The organism is Hyphomicrobium methylovorum (genome assembly GCF_013626205.1).
GTDB classification, from domain to species: Bacteria; Pseudomonadota; Alphaproteobacteria; order Rhizobiales; family Hyphomicrobiaceae; genus Hyphomicrobium_B; species Hyphomicrobium_B methylovorum.
Map to the genome: position 1 here is coordinate 1866818 of NZ_QHJE01000001.1, position 24178 is coordinate 1890995.

Sequence of the window (24178 nt, forward strand, 5' to 3'; positions counted from 1 at the left end):
AATCGAGCATTCAGCGGAGGGCGGGTAGCGAAATAGGGATTCTTGCCGTGGCTACTCAGCGGCGCAGGTTCGGCCGTCAGGGGTCTGATGGGCGGAAAGATCGAAGATCGTTGGATTCGCGCCTGAAAGAGGATTCTCGGGGTCCCAGGCGATTCCCACGGTCTCGAAGCGGGTCGCTAGTCCGTCGTAGATCAAAAGGCGTCCGGCGAGGCTTTCTCCCAGCCCAAGGATTTCCTTTACAACTTCCGTCGCCTGAAGCGTGCCGATGACTCCGGCGATGGGGCCAAGCACGCCGACTTCCGAGCAATTTGCGACAAGGCCCGCGGGTGGCGGTTCGGGGAAGAGACACCGGAGCGTCGGGTAGCGAGTTCCGGAAGGATCCGTCTCGTGCGGCTTGAAGAGCGAGATGTAACCGTCGAACGATCCGAGTGCCGCGTAAGCCAATGGCCGTTTCGCAAAGTAGCAGGCGTCAGCCACAAGATAGCGCGTCGCGAAGTTGTCGGAGCCGTCCGCAACGATGTCGAAGCTCTGGATGACACTCATGGCATTCGCGGCGTTGAGGCGCTCTGCGAACGTTTCGACCTTTACGAGCGGATTGATGCGATGGATTGCGTCCTGCGCGCTTTCCACCTTCAACCGGCCCGTATCGCTGACAGTGTGGGCGATCTGGCGCTGCAGATTATCTACTGCGACGCGATCATCGTCGATGATGCCGATGGTGCCGACGCCGGCCGCGGCGAGATACATGGCGACTGGGGAACCAAGGCCGCCCGCGCCTACGACGAGGACGCGAGCCGCCTTGAGTTTTTGCTGCCCGGGAGCACCGACGTCTCGCAGCGCGAGGTGGCGCTTATACCGTTGCACCTCCTCGGCAGTGAGTGTCGCCATGGGCTCCTCAAACTCGGCCCTAGGTTTTGGCCGGCGGTTCTACAAAAAGTTCACTTGAAAAGTAACGCTCAGCGGACGACGGCGCAACCGTAACGATGGTTTTGCCGGCGTACTCGGGACGTTCGGCGATCGCAATTGCGGCCGCCACGTTGGCGCCGGTGGATATGCCACCCGGAATGCCTTCGAGCTTTGCAACCTGGCGGGAAACCTCGAATGCCGTTTCGCTTGAGACGGTCACGACTTCGTCGATCAAGTCTGTGTCGAGGTTCTTGGGGATGAAGCCCGCGCCCAGACCCTGGATTTTGTGCGGACCCTTCGGCTGACCGGAAATCACCGCGCTCGTCGTCGGTTCGACGGCGATGATCTTCACGCCCGGAACGCGCTTTTTGAGAACGCGGCCGACGCCCGTCAGCGTGCCGCCCGTGCCAACGCCGACAACGAGTGCATCAATCTTGCCGCCGGTGTCGTTGTAGATTTCCTCGCCCGTGGTCAATTCATGCACGAGCGGGTTGGCCGGATTTTCGAACTGTGAGGGAATGACTGCGTCCGGAAGCGATTTCGCGATTTCCGCGGCGCGTTCCAAAGCGAACGGCATGCCGCCCGCGCCCGGAGTCAGTTCCAGCTCTGCGCCGAGATGCGTGAGAATTTTGCGGCGCTCGATCGACATCGTTTCGGGCATCACGAGAATGAGCCGATACCCGCGCGCAGCGGCGACGAACGCAAGGCCGACGCCCGTATTACCAGACGTTGGTTCGACAAGAACCGTTTTACCCGGCTTGATGCGCCCTTCAGCTTCGAGAACGTCGATCATCGCGACGCCGATGCGATCCTTCACCGACGACAGCGGATTGAAGAATTCCAGTTTGAGAAGAATATCGGCTTTGAGGTTCGCTGCAGCTTTGATGCGCGAGAGCCGCACAAGCGGCGTGTGGCCGATGGTTTCGGCGATGTTCTCGTAAACTCGACCGCGGCCCCAGGTACTTGTGGCGGCGAGAGTTTTTATCTCAGAAGTTTTTGTCATGGATGTCTCGATGTGCACTTCTTAGGGTTTCGGTGCGATGGAAGGCCAAGCCTGTTTTTGGCAGGTTCACGTGCGCGCCTCAAGAGGCGCTGACCGCATAAATTCCAATAACTATTGCACTTTTTTGCCTTTGCGCTTTCGCGGCGCGGGTGCAATGCGGGATTTTGATTGCGATGTTCGAGCTCGCTTTGAAACTGCGTTCTCTCTTTTCGGTTCCGGAGAGGATCTGGTGGCTGTGCCAGTCGAGCCAAATCCTCCTGCGCCGCGTTTCGTAGGCGAAAGTATCGCACGTTCGCGAAGCGCGATGCGAGATACCGGCGCGACGATCATTTGCGCGATGCGCTCGCCGCGTTCGACCGTAAACGGAGCTTCGCCGAGATTGATGAGAATGACAGCGACTTCGCCACGATAGTCCGCATCGATCGTGCCAGGGCTATTCAAGACGGTGATGCCGAATTTGGCGGCGAGGCCCGAGCGCGGACGTATTTGTGCTTCCATCTCCGGCGGCAGTTCGAAAGCCAGGCCGGTGGGGATGAGCGCGCGCTTGCCGGGATCGAGGACGAGGGGTTCTTTCGCTGGCAATGCCGCGAGCAGATCGAATCCGGCGGCATCGGCGGTTTGGTACGCGGGAAGCGGCAGGCCTTCGGCATGCTTAAGTCGAAGGATATTGACGATGGCAGCGCGTCGTCGTGACGGCGATTTACGTGGTGTCATTCGGCGGCAGCTCGCTTTGCTGCAAGGTGTTTAGCGGCCATTGCGATGAGCTGGCGGGCGACGTCGGCCTTGCTCATGTCTGGCCAGCTTTCAATACCGGCGCCCGTGAGTAGATGTACGGTATTGCGATCACCGCCCATGATGCCGGTCTGGGGCGAGACGTCATTTGCAACAATCCAATCGGCGCCTTTTGTTTTCAATTTTCGTTTGGCGTGCTCAAGCACGTCGTTCGTTTCCGCGGCAAAGCCGATGACGAGCGCAGGGCGCTTCGTTTTGCGGTGAGCGATTTCTTTCAGAATGTCGGCGTTCTCAGCGAGAACGAGTGTCGGCGGCGCGGCGTCCGCATTTTTTTTGATTTTTGCCGTGCTCGGCGAGGCGATCCGCCAGTCGGCGACGGCGGCTGCAAATATTGCAATGTCCGCGGGCAGTGCCGCCTCAACCGCGCGCTGCATCTCTGCGGCTTCCGTAACGCGGACAACGGTGACACCCGCTGGATCCGCCAGCGTGACGGGCCCTGAGACGAGCGTAACGCGTGCGCCAAGCCGTGCCGCGGCTGTAGCAAGTTCATAGCCCTGTTTGCCAGACGAGCGATTGGCAAGATAGCGGACAGGATCGATCTGCTCGTGCGTCGGTCCGCTTGTCACGATGACGTGCCGACCCGCGAGAGACTGCGGTTCGATCGGGCTCGCCGTTGAGAGCAGAGACTCGATGGCGGCGACAAGCTCAGGAACTTCGACAAGGCGGCCGGGGCCTGCTTCACCTTTTTCGGCCATCTCGCCTTCTGCCGGACCGATGAAGCGGACGCCGTCACGCTTGAGCTGTTCGACGTTGCGGCGCGTCGCCTGGTGCTGCCACATGTGCGGGTTCATCGCCGGGGCGACGAGGACGGGCTTGTCGGTTGCGAGGAGGATGGCTGTTGCGAGATCGTTCGCGTGGCCGCCTGCCATTTTCGCGATGAGGTCAGCCGTCGCCGGAGCAATAACGATTGCGTCATGGTCGCGCGCGAGGCGGATATGGCCGATCTCGCGCTCGTCATCGAGATCGAAAAGATCCGTGAAGACGCGGTCGTTCGTCAGCGCGGAGAACGACAGCGGCGTAACGAATTCGGTTGCGGCTTTGGTCATGACAACGCGCACCCGATACCGGCGGTCCTGCAGACGCCGAACCAGTTCGAGGGCTTTGTAGGCTGCGATGCCGCCCGAGACGATGAGAAGAATGCGTTTGGGGGAGGACAAGAGTTCAGACCCGATGCCGATTGCGCCGCGAGAGTCCTAGCACAAATCCCGCTTTCGTTAGGTTAAGAGCCTCGCGATTAAGGCAGGTCCCGTAGGAAAGCGCCTCGTGCCGCATGCCTTAGGAGGAAGATAACCTGTAAGTTTTCCGAACATGCTGGCAGGAGGAATTCTATGCGCGCACTAGTCCTAGCTTTCGGTCTTTTGCTGGCTGTCCCAGCCGCCGCCTCGGCTCACGAGGTGTCGAGCAAAGGCGTAACGATCTCGCACCCGTGGGTGAGGGCAACGCCGACAGGCGCAAATGTCGGTGCAGCTTTCCTCGAAATCAAGACAGACGCATCGACGTCGGACAGGCTGACAAGCGCGTCGTCGCCGGCTGCCGAACGGGTCGAAATTCACACGCACATTATGGACAATGGCGTCATGAAGATGCGCCGCCTGGAGGGGCTAGACATCGCGGCGGGCTCGTCGCATATGCTCAAGCCGATGGGTGATCACATCATGCTGTTCAATCTCAAACAGCCGCTGAAGGAAGGCGATTCGGTAGACCTAACGCTCAATTTTGAGAAAGCCGGACCGGTTTCTGTAAAGGCAACGGTTGAGCCGATGGGGGCGATGGGTCCGCATGGATTTAAGGGTCAGCCGGGAAGCGGCGATACGGCGCAACACACCCACGATCACTGATGCCTTGCGCCGGGATTGAGTGACAATTGGATGTCGTAAAATCTCAAATTTTTTATGTCGCGCGGTGACTTGACGCATAAGTCGCGATAGTCCATGGTGCCCGCGCTTGTGACGGCGGACCGGTCGCCAGCAGACAAAAAACAAAAATAAAGGTCCAAGTCTAGGGACGAAACAATTGGGGTGGTGCGCTTCGTCGTGCCACCCCAAATGTGTTTCTGGGGAAGGGTCACGGTTGCGGTAGAGCGATCAAGCAAGGTCGCGGTCTATGGCTTCATGGTTTTCTCCATAGTGTCCGTCGTCCGGCGCGCCTAAGCTCCCAGTGGTTAGACAACGCCTTGCCTTGATCGCACCGCGTTTCTCGCTGAAAAGCGCCCCTACGGCGGGAGGAATGGAAGATATGGGGCAAGGGGACATTTCCGGCGCGAGTCGACCGTCGCGCCGGTTGATCTTGATCAGTGTAGCGGTCTGGCTGGTTCTTGTTGTTGGGCTGCCGCTCCTTGCTCTCAGTTTTAATCTCTTCCGCGTCGGTGGCGCTCCGGTTGGCTATTGGATTACCGCGCAAGGTGCAGCGCTGGGGCTCGTCGCGCTTGTGCTGGTGTACTCGCGGCTGGCAGGCGGAAAGCCAGAGGGCGAAGGCATTCGGCCTGCGCTTGTGTTTGCTGGTGAGATCGTCGGCGCGGCGGTTCTCATCGGATATACCGGGTACGTCGCCGCCGTTGGATATGACGGGCTGGCTTTGCCACTGGGTCTCGTCGGCGGCGTGGCGCTTCTCGCCATTCTGGCGGCACCCCGTTTCGTCCTTTACCCAGTTCGATCCATCAGCGGGTTTTTCACGGTTCGCTACGGCGGCGGTGCGCCAAGAAAGCTCGCCCTCATTTTCATGGCTGCCGCGACCGTTCTTATTCTGGCGGCGGATATCAAGGCTGGCGCTTATGCGCTGCAGGGCGTGACCTGGACCGCGTACATGTCGGCGGTCACGCTCGTCTCGCTTGCGGTTGCCGGTGTCTGGCTGCTGGGCAGCGTGCTTTCGGTGAAACGGCTCGCGGGCCTCGGATTTTTGACTGTACTCGCTGGGTTTTTGCTCTCGTTCGTTGGGCTTGCCGTTGCGGTAGGTTCGCCCCTGCTTCATCTCGGCATTGGGGCGGCGTTGGAGCACCTCGCCAATCTCAGCCAAACGCTCATCATCGATCGCCTGTCGGACGTCAAATCGCTGACGCCGATGGCATCACCGTTTCTGCAATTGCCGATGAAGAACTTTGCCGGGCTGCTTCTCGCGGTGGCGCTTGGCCTCGCGGTGGCGCCATATCTCCTCGGCCGGCACCTGTCGCAATCGGTTGTGGGGCCCGGAGATGCGGTGCGGCGAAGCGCGACGACTTTGGTGATTGTTGCAATCGTCGGGCTTAGCTTGCCGCTTCTTGCGATCTACGATCACACGGCGATCGAAAGCGCGCTGGGGAAGGCGATCGAAACGGCCGCTTTGCCGCAATCCTTTGCGGATGCAAGCGGCCTCGGCTGGGTTCAGATTTGCGGAAAGACGACGTCCGTTGCAGCGGATATCGTTGCGGCTTGCGGCAGCGCCTCCGGTCATCGCGGCTTCCTCCGGCTTCAGGATATTGCAGTCGCGACGGATGGATTTGTGGGTGCTGCGCCGATGCTCGGCGGAGTTTCATCCTACCTTCAGATGCCGATGGCGCTGGCGGCGCTTCTCGCGTCGCTCCTTGTGGGCAACGCGCTGTTGGCTGGGTTGATGACGGCCGAAGCGGAGAGCCGCGTCAACGGAAGTGCCGACGAGATCGATGTTGATTTTCGCGCATTGCTGGTCGGCGCGCTGGTCGTGATTTCTGCGTCGATCGTTGCGGCTGTGTCGACGACGAGCAGCGGAATTCTGGCGGCGCAGGGGTTCGCGCTGCTGGCGGCCGGGTTGTTCGCGCCGGTCGTGATGGGTCTTCATTGGCGGCATATGAATCGGTCGGGCGCGCTCGCGGCCATGGTCGTCGGCGGTGGCATCGCGGCGCTCTATCTGATTGGCGTTGAACTCATGCCGGTTCAGTTCTTCAAGGTCGCTGGCTTCTGGTCTGACGCTGCGCCGGAGGCGGCGCAACGACTGGCCAATCTGGAAGCGGCGGTTCTGCAGGCTGCCGATCCGCTGGCTGCGGCGAAGGCAAACGATGCGCTGATGAAGCATGCGTACACGATCGCGAATTGGTGGGGATTGCGATCCGCCGCGATCGTCCTCATTGCCGTTCCGGCCGCCATCGTAGCTGGAATTCTGGCAAGCCTGCTCGCGCGCGATCCGAGGCGGGCTTCAAACCCGGTCTAAGCCTTCGCGTTGCTTCGCGATTCACCTATTGTTGCCACCCGATCGATAGGAGCGGTGGCGACGCATGCCCGATGACATCTTCGATCTGGTTGTAATCGGCGGCGGGATCAACGGTGCAGGCATCGCCGCGGATGCTGCAACCCGCGGGCTGAGTGTACTGCTTGCGGAGGCACGTGATCTCGGCGGCGCGACGTCGTCGGCAAGCTCCAAACTCATTCACGGCGGTCTGCGATATCTCGAACACAATGAATTCGGCCTGGTGCGGAAAGCGCTCGCGGAGCGCGAGGTCCTTTTAGAAAAAGCGCCGCATATTATTCGTCCGTTGCGTTTCGTTCTTCCTCACGTTCCCGGTATGCGCCATCGGGCGGTGATCCGTGCGGGGCTGTTTCTCTACGATCATTTGGCGGCGCGAAAGGCGCTCGGTGGTTCGCGTGCAATCAAGCTGGCGTGCGATCCGGCTGGCTCGGTCCTCAGCGATAAATTCACGAACGGATTTTCTTATTGGGATTGCTCGGTTGATGATGCGCGGCTCGTCGTTCTCAACGCAATTGCTGCGCGGGAAGCGGGTGCACGTATCGAAACGCGCTGTCCGGTTCGGGCGCTCAGTCAGAAAAATGGCGTCTGGATCGTTACGCTTGGAGCGGATAGCCGACGCGTGGCGGCGCGTGCGGTTGTCAATGCAGCGGGACCTTGGGTCGAAGACGTTGCGCACTTGTTTCCGGTTGCGGCGCGTGAGCGCAAAAAGCTGCGATTGGTGAAGGGCAGTCACATCGTTGTTCCGCGCATCGGCACGGGTGAGGCTGCTTACACATTGCAGAACGACGACGGCCGCGTTGTTTTCATGATGCCGTTTGAAGAGTCATTCACGCTTATCGGGACGACGGAGGAGGCGATTGCGGGCGAGCCTGACGCCGCTCGGGCAACCGTCGAGGAAGACCGGTATCTGATTGCAGCGGTAAACCGGTTTCTCCGTGTGCCCCTTTGTGAGGCGGATATCGTCTGGCGATTTGCCGGTGTGCGTCCGCTTGATGACGATGGCAGTTCGGATGCGTCGTCTGTTACGCGTGACTACCGTTTGGAGCTGATAGATGAGGCTGGCGCGCCCGTCGTGCATGTCATCGGCGGGAAGATCACGACATACAGGCGGCTATCCGAAGCAGTTCTGAACATGCTCGTTCGTTACTTCCCGAGCGCGCGCGCTAGCACGACGGCGTCGACGCCATTACCGGGCGGAGACTTGCAGTGCGATACATTCGATAGCTGGTTCGACACGTTCGTGACGGCGAATAGCGGTTTCGAGCGGGCCTATCTTGCGCGGCTCGCACGCCGCTACGGAACGCGCAGTGTGCGCGTGCTCGACGGCGCACAATCGTTTGCTGACTTAGGACCAGACTTCGGTGCCGGGCTGACCGCTCGGGAGATTTCGTATCTCAAGGCCGATGAATGGGCTACGCAGGCCGAAGACGTTCTTTGGCGGCGTACGAAAACGGGCCTGCATCTTTCGTCCGACGCTCGGATGCGTACGGCTGAAGAGGTGCAGGCGTATCTGGATCGCAATTGAAGTGAAGTGTGTTGGGCGCGTTGCCGCGCCCGCCAACTACATCAGGCGGCGGCGCTTTGCGCGTAGACCGCACGTTGCCGGGCAAACGGACTCGGCGCAGAGCATTTGATTTGCTTGTCTCAGCGTCGCCGCAAGCGCTTGTGCGCCGTTGAGCGTGTCGCCGATATCTTCCGAGCCAATCAGAGCAGCGGCGGAAGCCGTCAGAGCCTGACGCTCGTCATGCTGGCAAGCCGCGATAATTGAAATCGCGAGGCATTCGTCGCGACAGAAGCTGCGGCAGCCAGAGGGAGAGATTTCGATATCGCGCTGAGCGTTGGCTTTTACGGCGCGCACGAACTTCGAAAGATCGAGCAGCAGCGCCTTCGCCTGGTCAGGACCAAGAATGCCAGAGAACGAGTTCCAGGCATCTTCCCAGCACTTGATGTCGCCGGTGGAGAGGCCAGCCAGCCAGCAACGGAAACCGATACCGACGAGGCGCTCCGGCGCCTTCGCGGGCAACGGTACAACTTCAGCGGATGGGCGAGATGTTTCGCGGCGAGTGGCCGGTTGAGAATTAGCCATGGAAGCGACCCTCCTGAGAGGCGGCGTCACTTCGGGCGTCAACGCGGGAAAGCGCGGTGCAGGTTCGAGTCATTCTCAGCTCCAATAAGCGAGGTTCAAGGCCCCGGTATCGGTTAACGCCGCAATCGGCGTGGGCGCCGAATGAGCGCCGTTGAATGAGCTACCGCGATCGCAATGGAGTGGTCAACAGTTTGCGAAGCAGGATCTTCACATTAGAATTTTAATAAGTTTCAATTGGGTAGCTGCAGTCGCTGATCTCGCCCTACAGCGCCGTTTTAGATGGCTCGCGCGGCGGGCACGCGAACGTGATCGAGGCCGTTGTGCCTTCGTAGGGTGTGCTGTCCAAAGCGAACTCAGCGCCCATTTCGTCAATGAGCTGTTCGACGAGGGGCAGGCCGATTCCATTGCTGGTGAGCCAAAGCTCGGAGCTGGGAAGATTGAGCGCGATTGCCCTGTCGCCGCCATCCATTCCGCAACCCGTGTCGCGCACCTGTAGCAGCGCTCGTCCGTCTGCATGGGTTTCGACAATTACGCGAACCTCGCCGCCGCGTGGCGTGAACTTGATCGCGTTCGTCAACAGGTTGAGGAGAATTTGGCGGAGCGCGGTCGGTTCGGCTGCGACGTGTGTCTCGTTCGGCGGCCGGTCGAAGACAAGCGCGAGGCCGCGCGATTCGGCCAATGCGCGTACCGTCGAAACCGTCCTTTCGACGAGCGTACCAAGATCGATGCTGCGCGGTTGCGGCGATACCGATGCGGGGCGGCTTCCTTCCGCAAGCAATGCGGCGATGACGTCAAGCGCGTGGGTTGCGCTTTCGTGGATGTCTGCCGCGTAGCCGAGATAGTGGCTGTTTCCCATGGCGCCGAGCCGCTCGTCGCGCATGACTTCGGCAGCGGCGACAATTGCAGTCAGCGGCGTTTTCAGTTCGTGAGCGAGTTTCGCGAGCTGGCCAGCATCGATCGCTGAACGTAAGTCCCCCTCGCGAATACGCCGGGCCAATTCCTGCAACACTTCAGTGGCGGGGTTTAGGACAGCCGTCATTGCGGAACGCCGGGTTTGAGGGGCAACTGTACTTTCGAGATGTAAGTGATTTGGGCGGGCCGCAGCATTAAAAAGGACGATTTTCCACCGTCCTGGCGCGAGTTACGGCGCTGAATTCGCGGCAAGGCGCTTTTTCAAGAGCCGTTGCGGCGGGGCCAATTCTTCTGAACGATCGCGATGATGATGAAGCAGAACGTCGCGAGGCGGGCGAGATAGAAAAACGGTTGCTGTTCGTCGGCAATGTGCCCGAGCCCCAGCATCAAGCGTGTGCACGCGTCGGTTGCGAACGAAACGGAGAACCAGAGAAAAAGACTGTCGCGCGATTGACGCCAAAATCGCAGGAAGAATAGCGATGCGACGAGGGATGCGGTGGCGCCGGCGCCGAGCATAACTGCGCTGAGCTCATTCATGATTCGGTATCCCAAATCAGACCATAGAGAAGAATTGCCAAAGCGATCAGCAGGGACATGTTTCGCCAAAGCGAGAAGTCGATTTGCGGGAAGATCAGCTTATCGCAAACGAGCAGCAGATTGTTGATCGTCAGGAATGTGAAGCAGAGTCCGCTCCAAAGCAGGAGCCGATAGCCGCCGCGGCGGTAAGCCTGCAAAAGCAGGTAGGCACAGACGGCCGCGGTCAACGCGCACAGGCTGTATGTGATCGCAGCTATCACGGACGCTCCTTGCGCAGTTTGAAGGCATCGGAGAATTCACGCAGTCGGCGCGGCTTGGTGTGAATGAGGTTCGTGACTTGAATCAGATGGCGCGTGTAGGTGTCAGCGAGGCGATCAACCATCGACTGCTGGGCCTCAGACTGTCCGGCATAATTGTAAATTTGATTGCTGCAGGTCAGAAGGCCTTTGGCGCACAGGTGTTCTAGAGCGCCCGCGGCTTCGGCTTCGCTCACGTAGAGGCGCTGGGCCGCTTTCGCCGTCGTCCAGTTTTCTCGGGGATTCCTGCGCAAAAGCAGCAGAGCTTCGAGTTGAGCGATCGAATCAATGTGCCCGAGGATGAAGTCACGGAGATCCTCGGGAATTACGTCATCCGCCAATGGTCCAACGTCCTTCCCGGTGACTGTGGCGCGGCGGCGCTTGGATGGCTGGCATTGGGTCTAAGTTTGCCCGAACATGCCGTCGATGCAACCCCACCAAAAGGGATCACCCTTCGCGGAGGCGCCATGTCAGTTCGAGGCCTGGGTATCTAGAAGCGCGCACGTTGGCGGACAGGCTTCGAATGGTACCGCCTCTCAGGCTTGAACTGAGGACCTCCGGTTCCACAAACCGGCGCTCTAACCAACTGAGCTAAGGCGGCATTCGTATCGTGCGGGCGAGTATACCAGCATCTGAACGATTTCCAGAGGGAGCTATCACCACAGCTCCGGCGGTGGGTCAAGCGCGTTATGCCCCGATCAAGCGGTTCGCGACGGCCCATCGCGAGAACGCAGTAAAAACGCCAATCCGAAGCCTGCGACGAAGCCGCCGATGTGCGCCATATAGGCGATGCCGCCGGTATCCATGGTTTCATCGGTTCGGGCGATGGAGCCGACGCCGCTGAAAAGTTGCAGAACGAGCCACATGCCGATGACGACGATGGCGGGCATCTCCACGATGAAGCGGATGACGAAAACGCTGACGCGCGACCGGGGGAACAGCAGGATGTAGGCGCCGAGGACGCCAGCGATGGCGCCGGATGCGCCGACGTTCGGAATGCTCGATCCGGGGTTGAAGTAAAATTGCGCGAACGTCGCCGCGATGCCTGACAGCAGATAAAATAAGAGGTAGCGGACGCGGCCGAAGTATTCTTCGACGTTGTCGCCGAAGATGTAGAGATATAGCATGTTGCCGATGAGGTGCATCCAGCCGCCGTGCATGAACATGGCGGTTAGAATTGTCGGAGCATTGGCGATAGGGTCGTCAACGAAGCGCGCGGGTATGAAGGCCCACTCATTGACGAAGTCGTCGCCAAAATTGAGCTCCAGCAGGAACACCAGCACATTGAGTGCGATCAGCCCGTAGGTAATGACGGGCACGGTTCTCAATTCGCTGTCGTCGTCACCGATCGGAAACATTCTGCTTGCCCCCGTTTGTATTCAGACCCCGGCCCGTTACGCTGGCGCCTTCTTCGCCGACATCAGGTAATTGACATCCGTCGACGGGTTGAGTGACCAGACGTCCTGCAAGGGATTGTAGGTGATGCCCTCGAAACGTGGCGCTTCAAGGCCCGCAGTTTCGGCGTAGCCTGCAAGATCGACCGGCGGAATGAAGCGATCCCATTGATGCGTTCCGCGCGGGAGCCATCCGAGAACGTATTCGGCCCCCACGATCGCCAGCGCCCACGACTTGAATGTTCGATTGAGGGTTGAGAACACGGCGAGGCCACCGGGCTTCACAAGTGCGGCACATTCGGCAATGAACGCCTTTGGGTCGGGCACGTGCTCCACGACTTCGAGGCAGGTGACGAGATCGAATTTCGTGCCCTCTACAACCAGGTCTTCGACGCGCACGGCGCGGTAATCGATTGTGAGGCCCTGGCCTTGGGCGTGTCCGCTGGCGATGGCGATGTTGCGTTCGGACGGGTCGATGGCCGTGACAGTTGCGCCCATTCGCGCCAGCGGTTCAGCAACGAGACCGCCACCGCAGCCGATATCCAGTGCGGTCAAGCCCGCGAGCGGGCGGAGAGCCTTGGGGTCGCCGCCGAAATGGGCAATCGCTTCGTTGCGAATGAATCCCAGGCGGGGTGGTCCGATCTGGTGCAGCGGGCGGAATTTCCCGTTTGGGTCCCACCATTCGGTCGCAAGGCGTGAGAATCGGCGCACCTCCTCGGGATCGAGGGTGGCGTCGGTCGGTTGCTGTTCGTTTGATGTGCGCTCGGCGGCGGTCATGATTGGCTCCGTCGCCGGTACTCGTCAGTCCAGGGGCGTGAATGTCAAGCGCCACGCCCAGGGCCCCGTGTTTCGGCTGTTGCGAGCGGGCGGGAGAGCCGCTAAGAAGCGGCGGACTCCTCTAATTATGGATGCTCTGACGGTCCTGGCTATATCAGGGCCCGGGCAGAGCTTGCAGCGAGACGGAAAGCGCCCACACGATGGCGACGGTCGTAATGAAATTCGGCGGCACTTCGGTCGCCAACGTCGAGCGCATTCAAAATGTCGCGCGCCACGTCAAACGCGAGGTCGATGCCGGGAACAAAGTCGCCGTTATCGTCTCGGCGATGTCTGGTGTGACCAATCAGCTTGTTTCGTGGGTTCAGGAAGCGTCGCCGCTGCATGACATGCGCGAGTACGACGCCGTCGTTGCTACCGGCGAACAGGTGACAGCGGGCTTGCTCGCCATCGCGTTGCAGGCGCTGGGCGTGGATGCACGTTCATGGACCGGGTGGCAGGTTCCGATCGAGACCAACGAAGCGCATGGATATGCGCGGATCTCCGGCATTCCGGCGACGGCATTCAAGGCTGCGATCGAGGGCGGCCAAGTTGCCGTCGTCACCGGCTTTCAGGGTATCGAACCCAACAGCAATCGGGTCGCGACGCTCGGCCGGGGCGGCTCCGACACAAGCGCGGTTGCGATTGCGGTCGCGCTCGAAGCTGACGTTTGCGACATCTACACCGATGTGGACGGCGTCTATACGACGGACCCGCGCATCGTTCCGAAAGCTCGGCGGCTTGCCAAGGTTTCGTACGAAGAAATGCTCGAAATGGCGTCATTGGGTTCGAAGGTGCTGCAGACGCGCTCCGTCGAACTTGCCATGGTCTACAAGATGAAGACGCGCGTGCTTTCGAGCTTCGTGGCGCCTGAGGCCATGAAGGCGTTCAGCATCGAAAATAGCGAAGATATTGGAACCATCGTTTGCGACGAGGATGAGATCGTGGAACAGCAGGTCGTCAGCGGTATCGCGTATGCGAAGGACGAAGCAAAGGTCACGCTTCTCAAGGTTGATGACAAGCCGGGCGTCGCAGCGCGCATTTTCGGGCCGCTGTCGGATGCGAGCATCAACGTCGACATGATCGTGCAGAACGTGACGCCGGACGGTAAACATACCGACATGACGTTCACGGTTCGCTCGACCGAACTTCCTCGTGCGCTTGATGTGCTGAAACGCGCGAAGGCGGACATCGGCCATTTCGACATCAAAAGCTCGGCCGATGTGGTCAAGATTTCGGTGATCGGCGTCGGCATGCGCAGTCATGCTGGTGTTGCGGCGCAGATGTTCAAAACTCTCGCCGAAAAGGGCATCAATATTCACGCCATCTCGACTTCCGAGATAAAAATCAGTGTATTGATTGATGCAGCCTATGCTGAACTTGCTGTTCGGACGCTGCATACGGCGTACGGCTTAGATAGCGACTAGACGCGACCGCTCCGGCCGCGTCTCAAATTCCGGAAGATTGACCGCCGAGGCGGCGGGGGCGATTGCCGATGGTAGCGAGGCGCGACGATCCAAGACCACTGCCGAGCGAAACGTCGCTCCGCCTCATCATGCGCCGCCTGCGCGAAATCATGGCGGACGGGGGCGAAGGGCAGGAGAAGCTCGATCGTATCGTCCGGCAGATTTCGGGCGTGATGGTTGCCGAAGTCTGCTCCATCTATCTCAAACGCCAGGATGGCTCGCTGGAGCTCTTCGCAACGGAGGGCCTCAATCCCTCTGCCGTGCACAACACGCGGATGAAGCGCGGCGAGGGCCTCGTCGGTCGCTGTTCGGAATTGGGCGTAACGGTCAACGAACCGGAGGCTTCCAGCCATCCGGCGTTTTCCTACAGGCCGGAAACGAGCGAAGAGATCTATCACTCGCTGCTGGCTGTTCCGATCTCGCGCGCAGGCCAAGTGCTGGGCGTGCTGGTGATCCAAAACCGCACGACAAAAGAATACTCGGACGAAGACGTCGAAGTTCTGCAGGCGACCGCGATGGTGATCGCGGAAAATCTGGTCTCCGGCGCGGTGGCGGGAACGGGCGCGGCGCTCGAGTTTTCGCGTTCGCAGCCGACGGTGATCGAGGGTGAGCCGCTATCCGACGGGATCGCGCTCGGCCACGTCGTGCTGCATGAGCCGCGCATCGTCGTTACGCAGCTTCTGTCGGACAATCCGGCCGTCGAAGTCGAGCGTTTGGATGTGGCGCTCGACCGTTTGCAGACGAACATCGATGCAATGTTCGAGCAGGAGCATTTGGCGGCTGTCGGCGAGCATCGCGATGTGCTCGAAGCCTATCGCATGTTTGCGCACGACAAGGGCTGGCATCGCAGGCTTCGCGAGGCAGTCGAGGGCGGCTTAACCGCGGAAGCGGCGGTGGAGCGTGTGCAGAATGCGATGCGCACGCGCATGCTGCGGCAACACGATAGCTATTGGCGCGAGCGCCAGCGCGACCTTGATGATTTGTCGGATCGGTTGCTGCGGGTTTTGGCCGGGCGCGAGAAAAGCTCGGAAGATGGCGGGTTGCCGTCGGACGCAATTCTGGTTGCGCGGACGATGGGGCCTGCGGAGCTGCTGGATTACGATCGCAGCCGCCTGCGAGGCCTGATCGTCGAAGACGGTTCGAGCCAGAGCCATGTGGCCGTCGTTGCGAAGGCGCTGGGCATCGCCGCGATTGGACAGGCGGCGGGTGTCGTTGACCGCGTTACGGCGGGCGATGCGGCAATCGTCGATGCCGTTTCGGGCGAAGTCCATCTGCGCCCCACAAGCGAAGTCGTTTCGGCGTATTCCGACAAGGTGCGCTTCCGGGCGCGGAAGCAGCGGCGTTATCTGTCTCTGCGCGACCGTCCGGCGGTCACGAAGGACGGCATCCGCATCTCGCTGATGATGAACGCCGGGTTGATCGTCGATATGTCGCATCTCGTGGAATCGGGTGCGGACGGCGTCGGGCTCTATCGCACCGAGCTGCAGTTCATGATGTCGGACTCTTTCCCGCGGCTCGATAAGCAGGCGCAGGTTTATCGCTCGGTGATCGAGGAAGCGCGGGGAAAGCCCGTCGTATTCCGAACGCTTGATATCGGCGGCGACAAGGTGCTGCCGTATCTCAGACAGCCGAAGGAAGAAAACCCGGCCATGGGGTGGCGCGCCATCCGCATGGTGCTTGACCGGCCGGAACTCTTCCGGCTGCAGGTGCGCGCGTTGATGAAGGCGGCCGCCGGACGCGAACTTCGCGTGATGATCCCGATGGTCTCGGCGAGCTATGAGCTTCTGGCTATTCGCGCGCTGATTGATCGAGAGAAGGCGTTTCTCACGAAGCATGGGCATGAGCTGCCGACGAACATCCTCGTTGGAGCGATGCTGGAAGTTCCGGCGCTGCTGTTCGAACTCGATACGTTTTTGCCGCGGGTGGATTTCGTATCTGTCGGTTCGAACGATCTGATGCAGTTTCTTTTTGCGGCAGACCGAACGAATGCTCGCGTCGCGAGCCGGTTCGATGTTTTGGCGCCGGGGCCATTGCGTGCGTTGAAGACGCTCATCAAGACGGCGAAGAAATACAAGGTGCCGGTTACGCTTTGCGGCGAGATGGCGGGCAGCACTCTCGAGGCGATGACGTTGATCGCTCTCGGATTGCGATCTTTGTCGATGTCGCCCGCGGCGATCGGACCGATCAAGACGATGATCCTTTCGCTGGATGCGGAAAAAGCCGCGCTTTGTGTCGAAGAGCTTCTCAAGGAAGGTGCGAAAGACGTGCGCATGTCCTTGCAGCAATTCGCGGAAACAGAGAACGTGGCGATCGACGACTGAGAGTCGGCGAGATCCCCTTTGACAATCACTGATTTTTAACCAAGATAAGCCTCGACTTGAGGGGCCGGCGCGTGTTGCCGGATGATGTATGCGTAGGGGCGTTGGGCGGAACGCTTCGGTCGGCGGACGTGCACAAGGGGCGCACGTCAGGCAGGGCCGTGGCGAAACTTTTACAAGCGATATTTCCAGACAGGCGGAAATCGCGCAGGATCGGGCGATGCTCGCCCGGTTCTTCGTGGATTTGCGGCGCGCGCTGCGTGTGACGCTGCCGCAAGCGGCCGACTATCTTCGTGTGCCGAGCGAAGTTATCGAAGCGCTCGAGACGGGGGATGTCGAATTCCTCCCGCCATGGCCTGAGACGGTTCAGATCATCATGTCCTATGCGGCGATGGCGCGGATCGACGCCCGTCCGGTGCTGACGGCGCTCGGTCATCTTCTGTCACTCTTGCCGCCGCCACCGCAGGAGCAGCCCGAACCCGTTCGGGAGCGTGGTCGCGGCCATGTGGCACAGGCGGAGCGGCCTCTTGGGCGGGCGCGGTCAGCGATCGCCAATGGGGCTCGGCTGATACCGCGAGACGCGATGCACCAAATTCGCGAACGGCCGCAGCGGGCGCTTTATGCGCTCTCGGTGCCGCTTCTGCTGGTTTTGTTGTTCCACGGGTCCGTGCTCAATTACGTCTCGCAACCGTTCGGATCGGCGGTGCGGCACGCGAGCGTCTATTTCCAGGAACACTTTGCGCCCGTGCGCGATGGTTTCCGCTGGATCGAGACAGATGATCCCCGGTCCCGACGCGTCGACAAATTGCAGATCGGAAGCGGTTCGGGTTAGATGCGGCGCTAACAACGCCGGGCGGCATTCGTGCACGCCCCAACGGATCCGAACGAACACTCATGCCAGCACTGCCGCGCGATAAACTCGACCGCCTGTTCGAGCGCTGGATGGCGATCCAGGACGAACTCAATCATGGCGTTTCGCAAGCCGCCTACGTCAAGCTGACGAAGGAATTTGCGGAACTGAGCCCGGTTGCGGCGCAAATCGAAGCTCTGCGCAAGGCGGAGACCGAACGCGCGGATATCGAACAGGTCATTCGTGATCCGGCCTCTGAAAAAGAGATGGTCGAATTGGCCTATGCCGAGCGTTCGAGCTTGGCCGAGCAAATCGAGGCTCTTGAAGAGAAGCTTCAGATCGCGCTGTTGCCCAAGGATGCGGCGGACGAAAAGAGCGCCATTCTCGAAGTGCGCGCAGGAACGGGTGGCGATGAGGCGGCGCTGTTCGCAGCCGATCTTTTCCGCATGTACACACGCTATGCCGATCTTCACGGCTGGAAGACGGAAATCATTTCAGCGTCAGAGAACGACCTCGGCGGCTACAGGGAAATCGTTGCCTCGGTGACGGGTGAGGGCGTGTTTGCGCGGCTGAAATTCGAGTCGGGCGTCCACCGGGTCCAGCGTGTGCCTGCCACTGAAGCGAGCGGACGCATTCACACGTCGGCCGCCACCGTTGCGGTGTTGCCGGAAGCTGAAGACATCGACATCGACATCAAGCCCGAGGACATTCGCATCGATACGATGCGGGCCAGCGGCGCGGGCGGTCAGCACGTCAACAAGACGGATAGCGCCGTGCGTATGACGCATTTGCCGACAGGCATCGTCGTCGTTTCAGCGGAGAAGTCGCAGCATCAGAACCGACGGCTGGCGATGGCGGTGTTGAAGGCACGCATTTTCGAGATCGAACGGCAACGCGCAGAGACGGAGCGATCGGATGCGCGCAAGTCTCAGGTCGGGTCGGGCGATCGTTCGCAGCGCATTCGGACGTACAACTTTCCGCAGGGGCGCGTGACCGATCATCGGATCAATCTCACGCTCTATAACCTCGAAGAGGTGATGACCGGCGGGGCGCTCGATACTTTGGTCGATGCACTGATCTCCGATCACCAGGCGACGCTGCTTGCGGACTTGAGCGCGGCATGACGGGCCCCACCGGTGCGGGGCGCGCGGAGGGGCTGAGCTTTTCACCGGACGACAGCGTCTCCACGGCGCTATCCAAAATGAGCCGGGCGCTGGTTGATGCCGGGATTGAGGACGCGGCGTCAGCGCAGCGGGATGCGCGGTTTCTGCTGCAGGGCGTTCTTGGCGTTGATGGTGCTTCGCTGCTGACGGCTCCCGAGCGTCCGCTTGGCGGCAAGGCTTCCGCGCTTGTCGACGCGGCGCATCGGCGACTCCGTCATGAACCGATCTCGCGCATTCTCGGCAGCAGAGAATTTTATGGGCGAGAATTTGTCGTCACGCCCGACGTGCTCGATCCCAGACCAGATACAGAAGCGGTGGTCGACCTGGCGATGGCGTTTTGCGCAGAGGCGGGCTTTATCGAGCGGCCTGTGCGCATTGCCGATATCGGAACCGGCTCAGGGATTCTGATCGGGACGCTGTTGGCCGAGCTTCCGCTTGCGACAGGCATTGCGACGGATGTCAGCGCGCCGGCGCTCGCGGTTGCCGAGCGAAATGCGGAGCGGCTTGGCGTCAGCGATCGCTGCACATTTGTTTTGACGAGTGGTCTCGATGGGCGTGATGAGACGTTCGATCTCATCGTTTCCAATCCTCCCTATATTCCCTCCGGTGACATCGCGACGCTGGGTGCGGAAGTTCGAGATTTCGATCCCGTTGTGGCCCTTGACGGTGGGAGGGACGGCCTCAACATATATCGAGAGTTTGCGCGCGGGCTCGTTCCGCGGCTTCGTCAGGGTTGTCTGATCGTCGAATTTGGATCGGGCCAGGACGCTGATATTGAACGGATATTTTCCGAATGCGGGTGGCGGGTGAAAACTTGGAAACGCGATCTCGGCGGCCATATCCGTGCTGTTGCTTTGGAGATACATCCTTAGACGCAGGTGCATTTTTTGGTGTTTGCGGAATTCAGTTTCCGGGGTAATATCAGAACTTGAAGAGTTTGATCGGGTGTGCTTGGAACGGGCTTTGTCGCCAACGCGACGCGAAATGCCGGCCACCCTATCTCAGATCATCAGCGCAGGTTTCGCGGGTTTTATCCCGCTGAATGCGAGTGTCGGGCAAAGCGAGCTCGGTGCCGTATCTGCTGCAGAAGGCGCTCCTTGCAGACGGTTTGGCGATTGAGTTCTGACGTCTGACTTGGAGCATCATTCACTGCCCGGACGCGATCGGGGCGAGTTTCCGGGTGTAGCCTTCGTAAGGCGTGCTTCGTGGGGCGTGGGTGATTTTAGGAAGCGGCTTTTTAAGTTGGTCGAAGGACCACAGGCGCGGAACATCCTAGATGGCCGCGTGGCGGCAACAAAACATCAACAAGTGTGAACGGGAGCCCATGAGGCAAGGACAGCAGAATCGCCGTGGCCGCGGTCGGAACAACAATAATAACAACCGCAAGTCGCAAAACCCGCTGATGCGTAGCTTCGAGAGTTCGGGGCCGGACGTAAAAATTCGCGGCACACCTTCTCACATCGCAGAGAAGTACGTTTCGCTGGCCCGTGACGCGCTCTCTTCGGGCGATCCGGTGTTGGCTGAGAATTATTTGCAGCACGCCGAGCACTACAACCGCATCATTCTCGGTTATCGCGAGCAGATGGCCCAGCAGGGTGGCGGTATCGATCCCATGGGCAATAATGGTGCGGCGCGTACGCATACGCTGGCCGGTCCGAACGACGCCGATGGTGATGAGTACGACGAGGACGGCGACGAATTCGGTATTCAGCCGCAGGCGAACGGCGGTGGCGAGCAGCAGCAGGGATTTCCGCAGCAGCCGCGCAATTTCGACAATCAAAATCAGAACCGGTACGAGAACCGGCAGCCGCGCCACGATCAGCAGCGCGAGCGTTTCAACAACAATCGCCATGACCGAAACGACGGGCAGCGGTTTGACCGCGGCGAGCGCGGTGACCGGGGCGATCGGCAGGATTTCCGCGGCGACCGTAACGGCTCGGGCGGCGAGAACCGGTATCGCGAAGATCGTCGGCCGCATGGAAATGGCGGTGGCGAGCAGCAGGGCGAGGGCGGTTTCCGCCGTCGCGAACGCTATCAGGGCGGCAACGGCTCAGACCGTGAGCATGTGAACGGATCGGGTGGCCGCGTTGCCGCCGATGCCGCACCGCAGCCTCAGCCTATCGAACGCGCCGAGCGCGCAGAGCGTCCTGAACGCGTCGAACGTGCGGAACGTCCCGAGCGTTCGGAACGTCCCGAACGTGTGGAGCGCGCCGAGCGTGCGGAACGCGCACCGGCTCCGTCGCCTGCTTCTATCGAACAGGAGCAGCCAGCATTCCTGCGTCGGCCCGTTCGCCGCCGCCGGGAAGAGCCCGCTGCCGAAGCCGCGCCGACGCCACCTCCGGCATCGAGCGACGACGACTGATGCTGGCTGCAGTATGGGTGTGTCGCTAGGGTACCCTGGCGCGCGCCTGTCGCGACTTAAGTTCTTCGAATTTTTTGTTTTTGGCGACGCGTGGCCGTGTTGGAGGCGCGCGAACGCCATGGCTTGTCTCCCAGGCAGCCCCTTGGCGCGTGCCGCGCGAGGTGCCTCCAAACGCGGTTAATCGCGGCTTTCGAGCTATCCTTCTTGCACTCGTTTAACGAGTTCGGGACTAGATTAGCGACCTGCGTTCAATGCTCGCCATTCTTCTTTGCCCTCTCCCCTTTTTCGCGGCGCCTCCGACTCCTATATCGCTAACGGGTGACGGCGATGATGCCTATTCTAGGGTCATGGACGCGCTCGATTTGAAATTGCATGGCATGTCTTTCGCGCCAGTGGGCGGACGACGTGGCTGGAGGTGAAGTATGAATTTCGAACGTTACACGGACCGCGCCAAAGGTTTCATTCAGTCGGCGCAATCTCTGGCTCTCAGAGAAAATCACCAGCAAGTTACACCTGAGCATCTTCTGAAAGTTCTGCTCGACGATCCCGAAGGATTGGCGAGTGGGTTGATCGGACGTGCGGGCGGCGACGCGCGGCGGGCGCTGACGGCCGTCGAACTCGCGCTTGGCAAGAAGCCAAAAGTTACGGGCGGATCTGGCGGCGTTTATGTCTCGCCGGAGAGCGCGCGGCTATTCGATGCCGTGGAGAAGCTGGCGGACAAGGCGAGCGACAAATTCGTAACCGCAGAGCGGTTGCTTCTGGCGCTGGCGCTCGACACTTCGACGGATGCCGGACGCGCGTTGTGCGATGCCGGTGTGACCGCGGAGAAGCTCAACGGGGCCATCAACGACATTCGCAAGGGCCGCACGGCTGACACCGCGTCGGCGGAGCAGGCTTACGATGCGTTGAAGCGGTATTCGCGCGACCTGACGGAAGCAGCGTCGAACGGCAAGCTCGATCCGGTTATCGGCCGTGACGAAGAAATTCGCCGGACGATCCAGGTTCTGTCGCGCCGGACCAAGAATAATCCCGTGCTGATCGGTGAGCCCGGCGTCGGTAAAACAGCGATTGCCGAAGGCTTGGCGCTGCGCATCGTCAAAGGCGACGTTCCGGAAAGCCTCAAGGATAAGAAGCTCCTGTCTCTCGACATGGGCGCGCTGATCGCTGGCGCGAAGTATCGCGGCGAGTTTGAAGAGCGTTTGAAATCCGTTCTGTCGGAAGTCGAAGCCGAACAGGGGCGGGTTATTCTGTTCATCGACGAGCTGCATACGATCGTCGGCGCTGGCAAGTCCGAGGGCTCGATGGATGCGGGCAATCTGCTGAAGCCTGCGCTGGCCCGTGGCGAACTGCACTGCGTTGGCGCGACGACGCTCGACGAGTATCGCAAGCATATCGAAAAGGATGCGGCACTTGCTCGGCGATTCCAGCCGATCTTCGTCAACGAGCCGACCGTGGAGGATACGATTTCGATCCTGCGCGGCTTGAAGGAGAAGTATGAGCTGCATCACGGCGTGCGTATTACCGATAGCGCGCTTGTTGCGGCGGCGACGCTTTCGAACCGCTACATCACCGATCGCTTCCTTCCCGATAAGGCCATCGACCTTGTCGACGAAGCCTCTTCGCGTCTCCGGATGCAGGTCGACTCCAAGCCGGAGGAACTCGACGCGATCGATCGCGATCTCATGCAGATGATGATCGAGCGGGAAGCCTTGAAAAAGGAGACGGACGCGGCATCGAAGGATCGCCTGGGGCGGCTTGAAAAGTCGATCGCTGAACTCGAAGAAAAATCGCAGGCGATGACGGCGCGCTGGGAGAGCGAGAAAAAGAAGCTCGGTTCGGCGCAGAAGCTCAAGGAAGAGCTCGATACGTTGCGCAACGCCCTTGAACAGGCGCAGCGCAAGGGTGATCTCGCGCGTGCGGGTGAGCTTCGCTATGGGCTCATTCCGGATCTCGAAAAGAAGATTTCTTCAATCGAGTCGCAGGAAGGCAAAGGCGCGATGGTCGAAGAGGCCGTTACGCCGGATCAGATCGCGGCCGTCGTGTCGCGCTGGACGGGCGTGCCGGTCGACAAGATGCTCGAAGGCGAGCGCGACAAGCTGCTCAAAATGGAGGACGCGCTTTCCAAGCGTGTCATCGGGCAGAAGGAAGCGGTTATCGCGGTTTCGACTGCGGTGCGACGCGCACGCGCGGGGCTTCAGGATCCGAACCGGCCAATCGGCTCGTTCATGTTCCTTGGTCCGACGGGCGTCGGAAAGACCGAGCTGACGAAGGCGCTGGCCGGATTCTTGTTCGACGACGACACGGCGCTGATCCGTATCGATATGTCCGAATACATGGAGAAGCACTCGGTCGCGCGACTGATCGGTGCTCCGCCTGGTTATGTCGGCTATGAGGAAGGTGGCGCGCTGACGGAAGCGGTTCGCCGTCGGCCGTATCAGATCGTGCTGTTCGACGAGATCGAGAAGGCGCATCCCGATGTCTTCAACGTTCTGCTTCAGGTGCTCGACGATGGGCGGCTGACGGACGGTCAGGGACGCACGATCGACTTCAAGAACACGATTGTCATTCTGACGTCGAACATCGGTGCGGAGTATCTCGTCAACCAGAAGGAAGGCGAAGATACGGAAGCCGTTCGCGATGAGGTGATGGCGGAAGTGCGGGCAAAGTTCCGGCCGGAATTTTTGAACCGTCTCGACGACATCATTCTGTTCCATCGTCTGCAGCGGAGCGAGATGACGAAGATCGTCGATATCCAGCTCGCGCGTCTGCAGAAGTTGGTTGCGGAACGGAAAATCAAGATCGAGCTCGATGACGTGGCCCGGCAATGGCTCGCCAATCGCGGTTATGATCCGGCGTATGGTGCGCGTCCTTTGAAACGCGTGATCCAGCGGTACGTTCAGGATCCGCTCGCCGAGCAGATCCTGGCGGGTGGCGTTAAGGACGGCGACACGGTGCAGATTTCTGTCCGTGACGGCAATCTCACGATCAACGGCTGGCCGGTGAAGAACGCGGCTTAATTGAATGAAGGGCGGTTTCTCTTTTGGAGGAGCCGCCCTTTCGATTCTGTATGCGGGTGGCCTTATTTC

20 protein-coding genes, 1 tRNA gene and 1 pseudogene are annotated in these 24178 nt (G+C 60.4%); 10 read left to right on the plus strand and 12 right to left on the minus strand.

The window, feature by feature from the left end:
• Positions 1-51 precede the first annotated feature (51 nt).
• The 4 genes and pseudogenes from DLM45_RS09115 to coaBC all read right to left on the minus strand — a co-directional run bounded on the left by DLM45_RS09115 (position 52) and on the right by coaBC (position 3858).
• Positions 52-888, minus strand: a complete 837-nt coding sequence (locus tag DLM45_RS09115; protein ID WP_181336823.1) for a HesA/MoeB/ThiF family protein — start codon at positions 886-888, stop codon at positions 52-54.
• 19 nt (positions 889-907) lie between these two features.
• Entirely contained in the window at positions 908-1909 is a 1002-nt protein-coding gene (gene cysK, locus DLM45_RS09120; RefSeq protein ID WP_181336824.1) for a cysteine synthase A, read from the minus strand.
• Positions 1910-2146: 237 nt separating this feature from the next.
• A pseudogene (gene dut / locus DLM45_RS09125) lies at positions 2147-2623 on the minus strand (dUTP diphosphatase); the annotation flags it as partial.
• Positions 2620-3858, minus strand: a complete 1239-nt coding sequence (gene coaBC, locus DLM45_RS09130; RefSeq protein ID WP_181336826.1) for a bifunctional phosphopantothenoylcysteine decarboxylase/phosphopantothenate--cysteine ligase CoaBC — start codon at positions 3856-3858, stop codon at positions 2620-2622. The pseudogene dut and the gene coaBC, both read right to left, overlap by 4 nt.
• Positions 3859-4029: 171 nt before the next feature.
• Between coaBC and DLM45_RS09135 the strand changes: the two genes are divergently transcribed.
• From DLM45_RS09135 to glpD, 3 genes are all read left to right on the plus strand, one after another.
• The gene (locus DLM45_RS09135) at positions 4030-4539 is read left to right on the plus strand and encodes a copper chaperone PCu(A)C (RefSeq protein WP_181336827.1); all 510 of its coding nucleotides are present in this window, start codon (positions 4030-4032) and stop codon (positions 4537-4539) included.
• A 397-nt stretch (positions 4540-4936) separates the two neighbouring features.
• Positions 4937-6859 carry a sodium:solute symporter family transporter gene (locus tag DLM45_RS09140; RefSeq protein ID WP_181336828.1) on the plus strand — a complete coding sequence of 641 codons (1923 nt, stop codon included), beginning with the start codon at positions 4937-4939 and terminating at the stop codon, positions 6857-6859.
• A gap of 64 nt (positions 6860-6923) precedes the next feature.
• Positions 6924-8420, plus strand: a complete 1497-nt coding sequence (glpD, locus tag DLM45_RS09145; RefSeq protein WP_181336829.1) for a glycerol-3-phosphate dehydrogenase — start codon at positions 6924-6926, stop codon at positions 8418-8420.
• A gap of 36 nt (positions 8421-8456) precedes the next feature.
• Here the strand turns inward: glpD and DLM45_RS09150 are convergent, their stop codons facing one another.
• The 8 genes from DLM45_RS09150 to ubiG all read right to left on the minus strand — a co-directional run bounded on the left by DLM45_RS09150 (position 8457) and on the right by ubiG (position 12897).
• Entirely contained in the window at positions 8457-8981 is a 525-nt protein-coding gene (locus tag DLM45_RS09150; protein WP_181336830.1) for a hypothetical protein, read from the minus strand.
• 262 nt (positions 8982-9243) lie between these two features.
• Positions 9244-10020 (minus strand): sensor histidine kinase, encoded by a 777-nt coding sequence (locus tag DLM45_RS09155; RefSeq protein WP_181336831.1) that lies wholly within the window; start codon positions 10018-10020, stop codon positions 9244-9246.
• A 134-nt stretch (positions 10021-10154) separates the two neighbouring features.
• The gene (locus DLM45_RS09160) at positions 10155-10430 is read right to left on the minus strand and encodes a DUF5985 family protein (RefSeq protein ID WP_210269821.1); all 276 of its coding nucleotides are present in this window, start codon (positions 10428-10430) and stop codon (positions 10155-10157) included.
• The gene (locus tag DLM45_RS09165) at positions 10427-10690 is read right to left on the minus strand and encodes a DUF5985 family protein (RefSeq protein ID WP_343062275.1); all 264 of its coding nucleotides are present in this window, start codon (positions 10688-10690) and stop codon (positions 10427-10429) included. Before DLM45_RS09165 ends, DLM45_RS09160 begins: the two co-directional genes overlap by 4 nt.
• Positions 10687-11067, minus strand: a complete 381-nt coding sequence (locus DLM45_RS09170; RefSeq protein WP_181336832.1) for a hypothetical protein — start codon at positions 11065-11067, stop codon at positions 10687-10689. The genes DLM45_RS09165 and DLM45_RS09170 overlap by 4 nt, the downstream gene beginning before the upstream one ends.
• Before the next feature lie 183 nt (positions 11068-11250).
• Positions 11251-11327: transfer RNA gene (locus DLM45_RS09175), tRNA-His, on the minus strand.
• A gap of 97 nt (positions 11328-11424) precedes the next feature.
• Positions 11425-12084, minus strand: coding sequence for a rhomboid family intramembrane serine protease (locus DLM45_RS09180; RefSeq protein WP_181336833.1), 660 nt, complete (start codon positions 12082-12084; stop codon positions 11425-11427).
• 36 nt (positions 12085-12120) lie between these two features.
• Positions 12121-12897, minus strand: coding sequence for a bifunctional 2-polyprenyl-6-hydroxyphenol methylase/3-demethylubiquinol 3-O-methyltransferase UbiG (gene ubiG, locus DLM45_RS09185; protein WP_181336834.1), 777 nt, complete (start codon positions 12895-12897; stop codon positions 12121-12123).
• 200 nt (positions 12898-13097) lie between these two features.
• On the opposite strand from ubiG, the gene DLM45_RS09190 reads away from it, so the two are divergent.
• From DLM45_RS09190 to clpB, 7 genes are all read left to right on the plus strand, one after another.
• The gene (locus tag DLM45_RS09190) at positions 13098-14360 is read left to right on the plus strand and encodes an aspartate kinase (protein WP_181336835.1); all 1263 of its coding nucleotides are present in this window, start codon (positions 13098-13100) and stop codon (positions 14358-14360) included.
• A 68-nt stretch (positions 14361-14428) separates the two neighbouring features.
• Positions 14429-16720 (plus strand): phosphoenolpyruvate--protein phosphotransferase, encoded by a 2292-nt coding sequence (gene ptsP / locus DLM45_RS09195; RefSeq protein WP_181336836.1) that lies wholly within the window; start codon positions 14429-14431, stop codon positions 16718-16720.
• An 88-nt stretch (positions 16721-16808) separates the two neighbouring features.
• Complete coding sequence (locus DLM45_RS09200; RefSeq protein ID WP_181336837.1) at positions 16809-17549, plus strand: helix-turn-helix domain-containing protein; 741 nt, start codon at positions 16809-16811, stop codon at positions 17547-17549.
• A gap of 62 nt (positions 17550-17611) precedes the next feature.
• Positions 17612-18691, plus strand: coding sequence for a peptide chain release factor 1 (gene prfA / locus DLM45_RS09205; protein ID WP_181336838.1), 1080 nt, complete (start codon positions 17612-17614; stop codon positions 18689-18691).
• A complete protein-coding gene (prmC, locus tag DLM45_RS09210) occupies positions 18688-19602 on the plus strand; it encodes a peptide chain release factor N(5)-glutamine methyltransferase (RefSeq protein WP_181336839.1) in 915 nt (304 codons plus the stop codon). Before prfA ends, prmC begins: the two co-directional genes overlap by 4 nt.
• Positions 19603-20054: 452 nt before the next feature.
• Positions 20055-21092, plus strand: a complete 1038-nt coding sequence (locus DLM45_RS09215) for a DUF4167 domain-containing protein (RefSeq protein ID WP_181336840.1) — start codon at positions 20055-20057, stop codon at positions 21090-21092.
• A 422-nt stretch (positions 21093-21514) separates the two neighbouring features.
• Entirely contained in the window at positions 21515-24109 is a 2595-nt protein-coding gene (gene clpB / locus DLM45_RS09220) for an ATP-dependent chaperone ClpB (protein ID WP_181336841.1), read from the plus strand.
• Positions 24110-24178 lie beyond the last annotated feature (69 nt).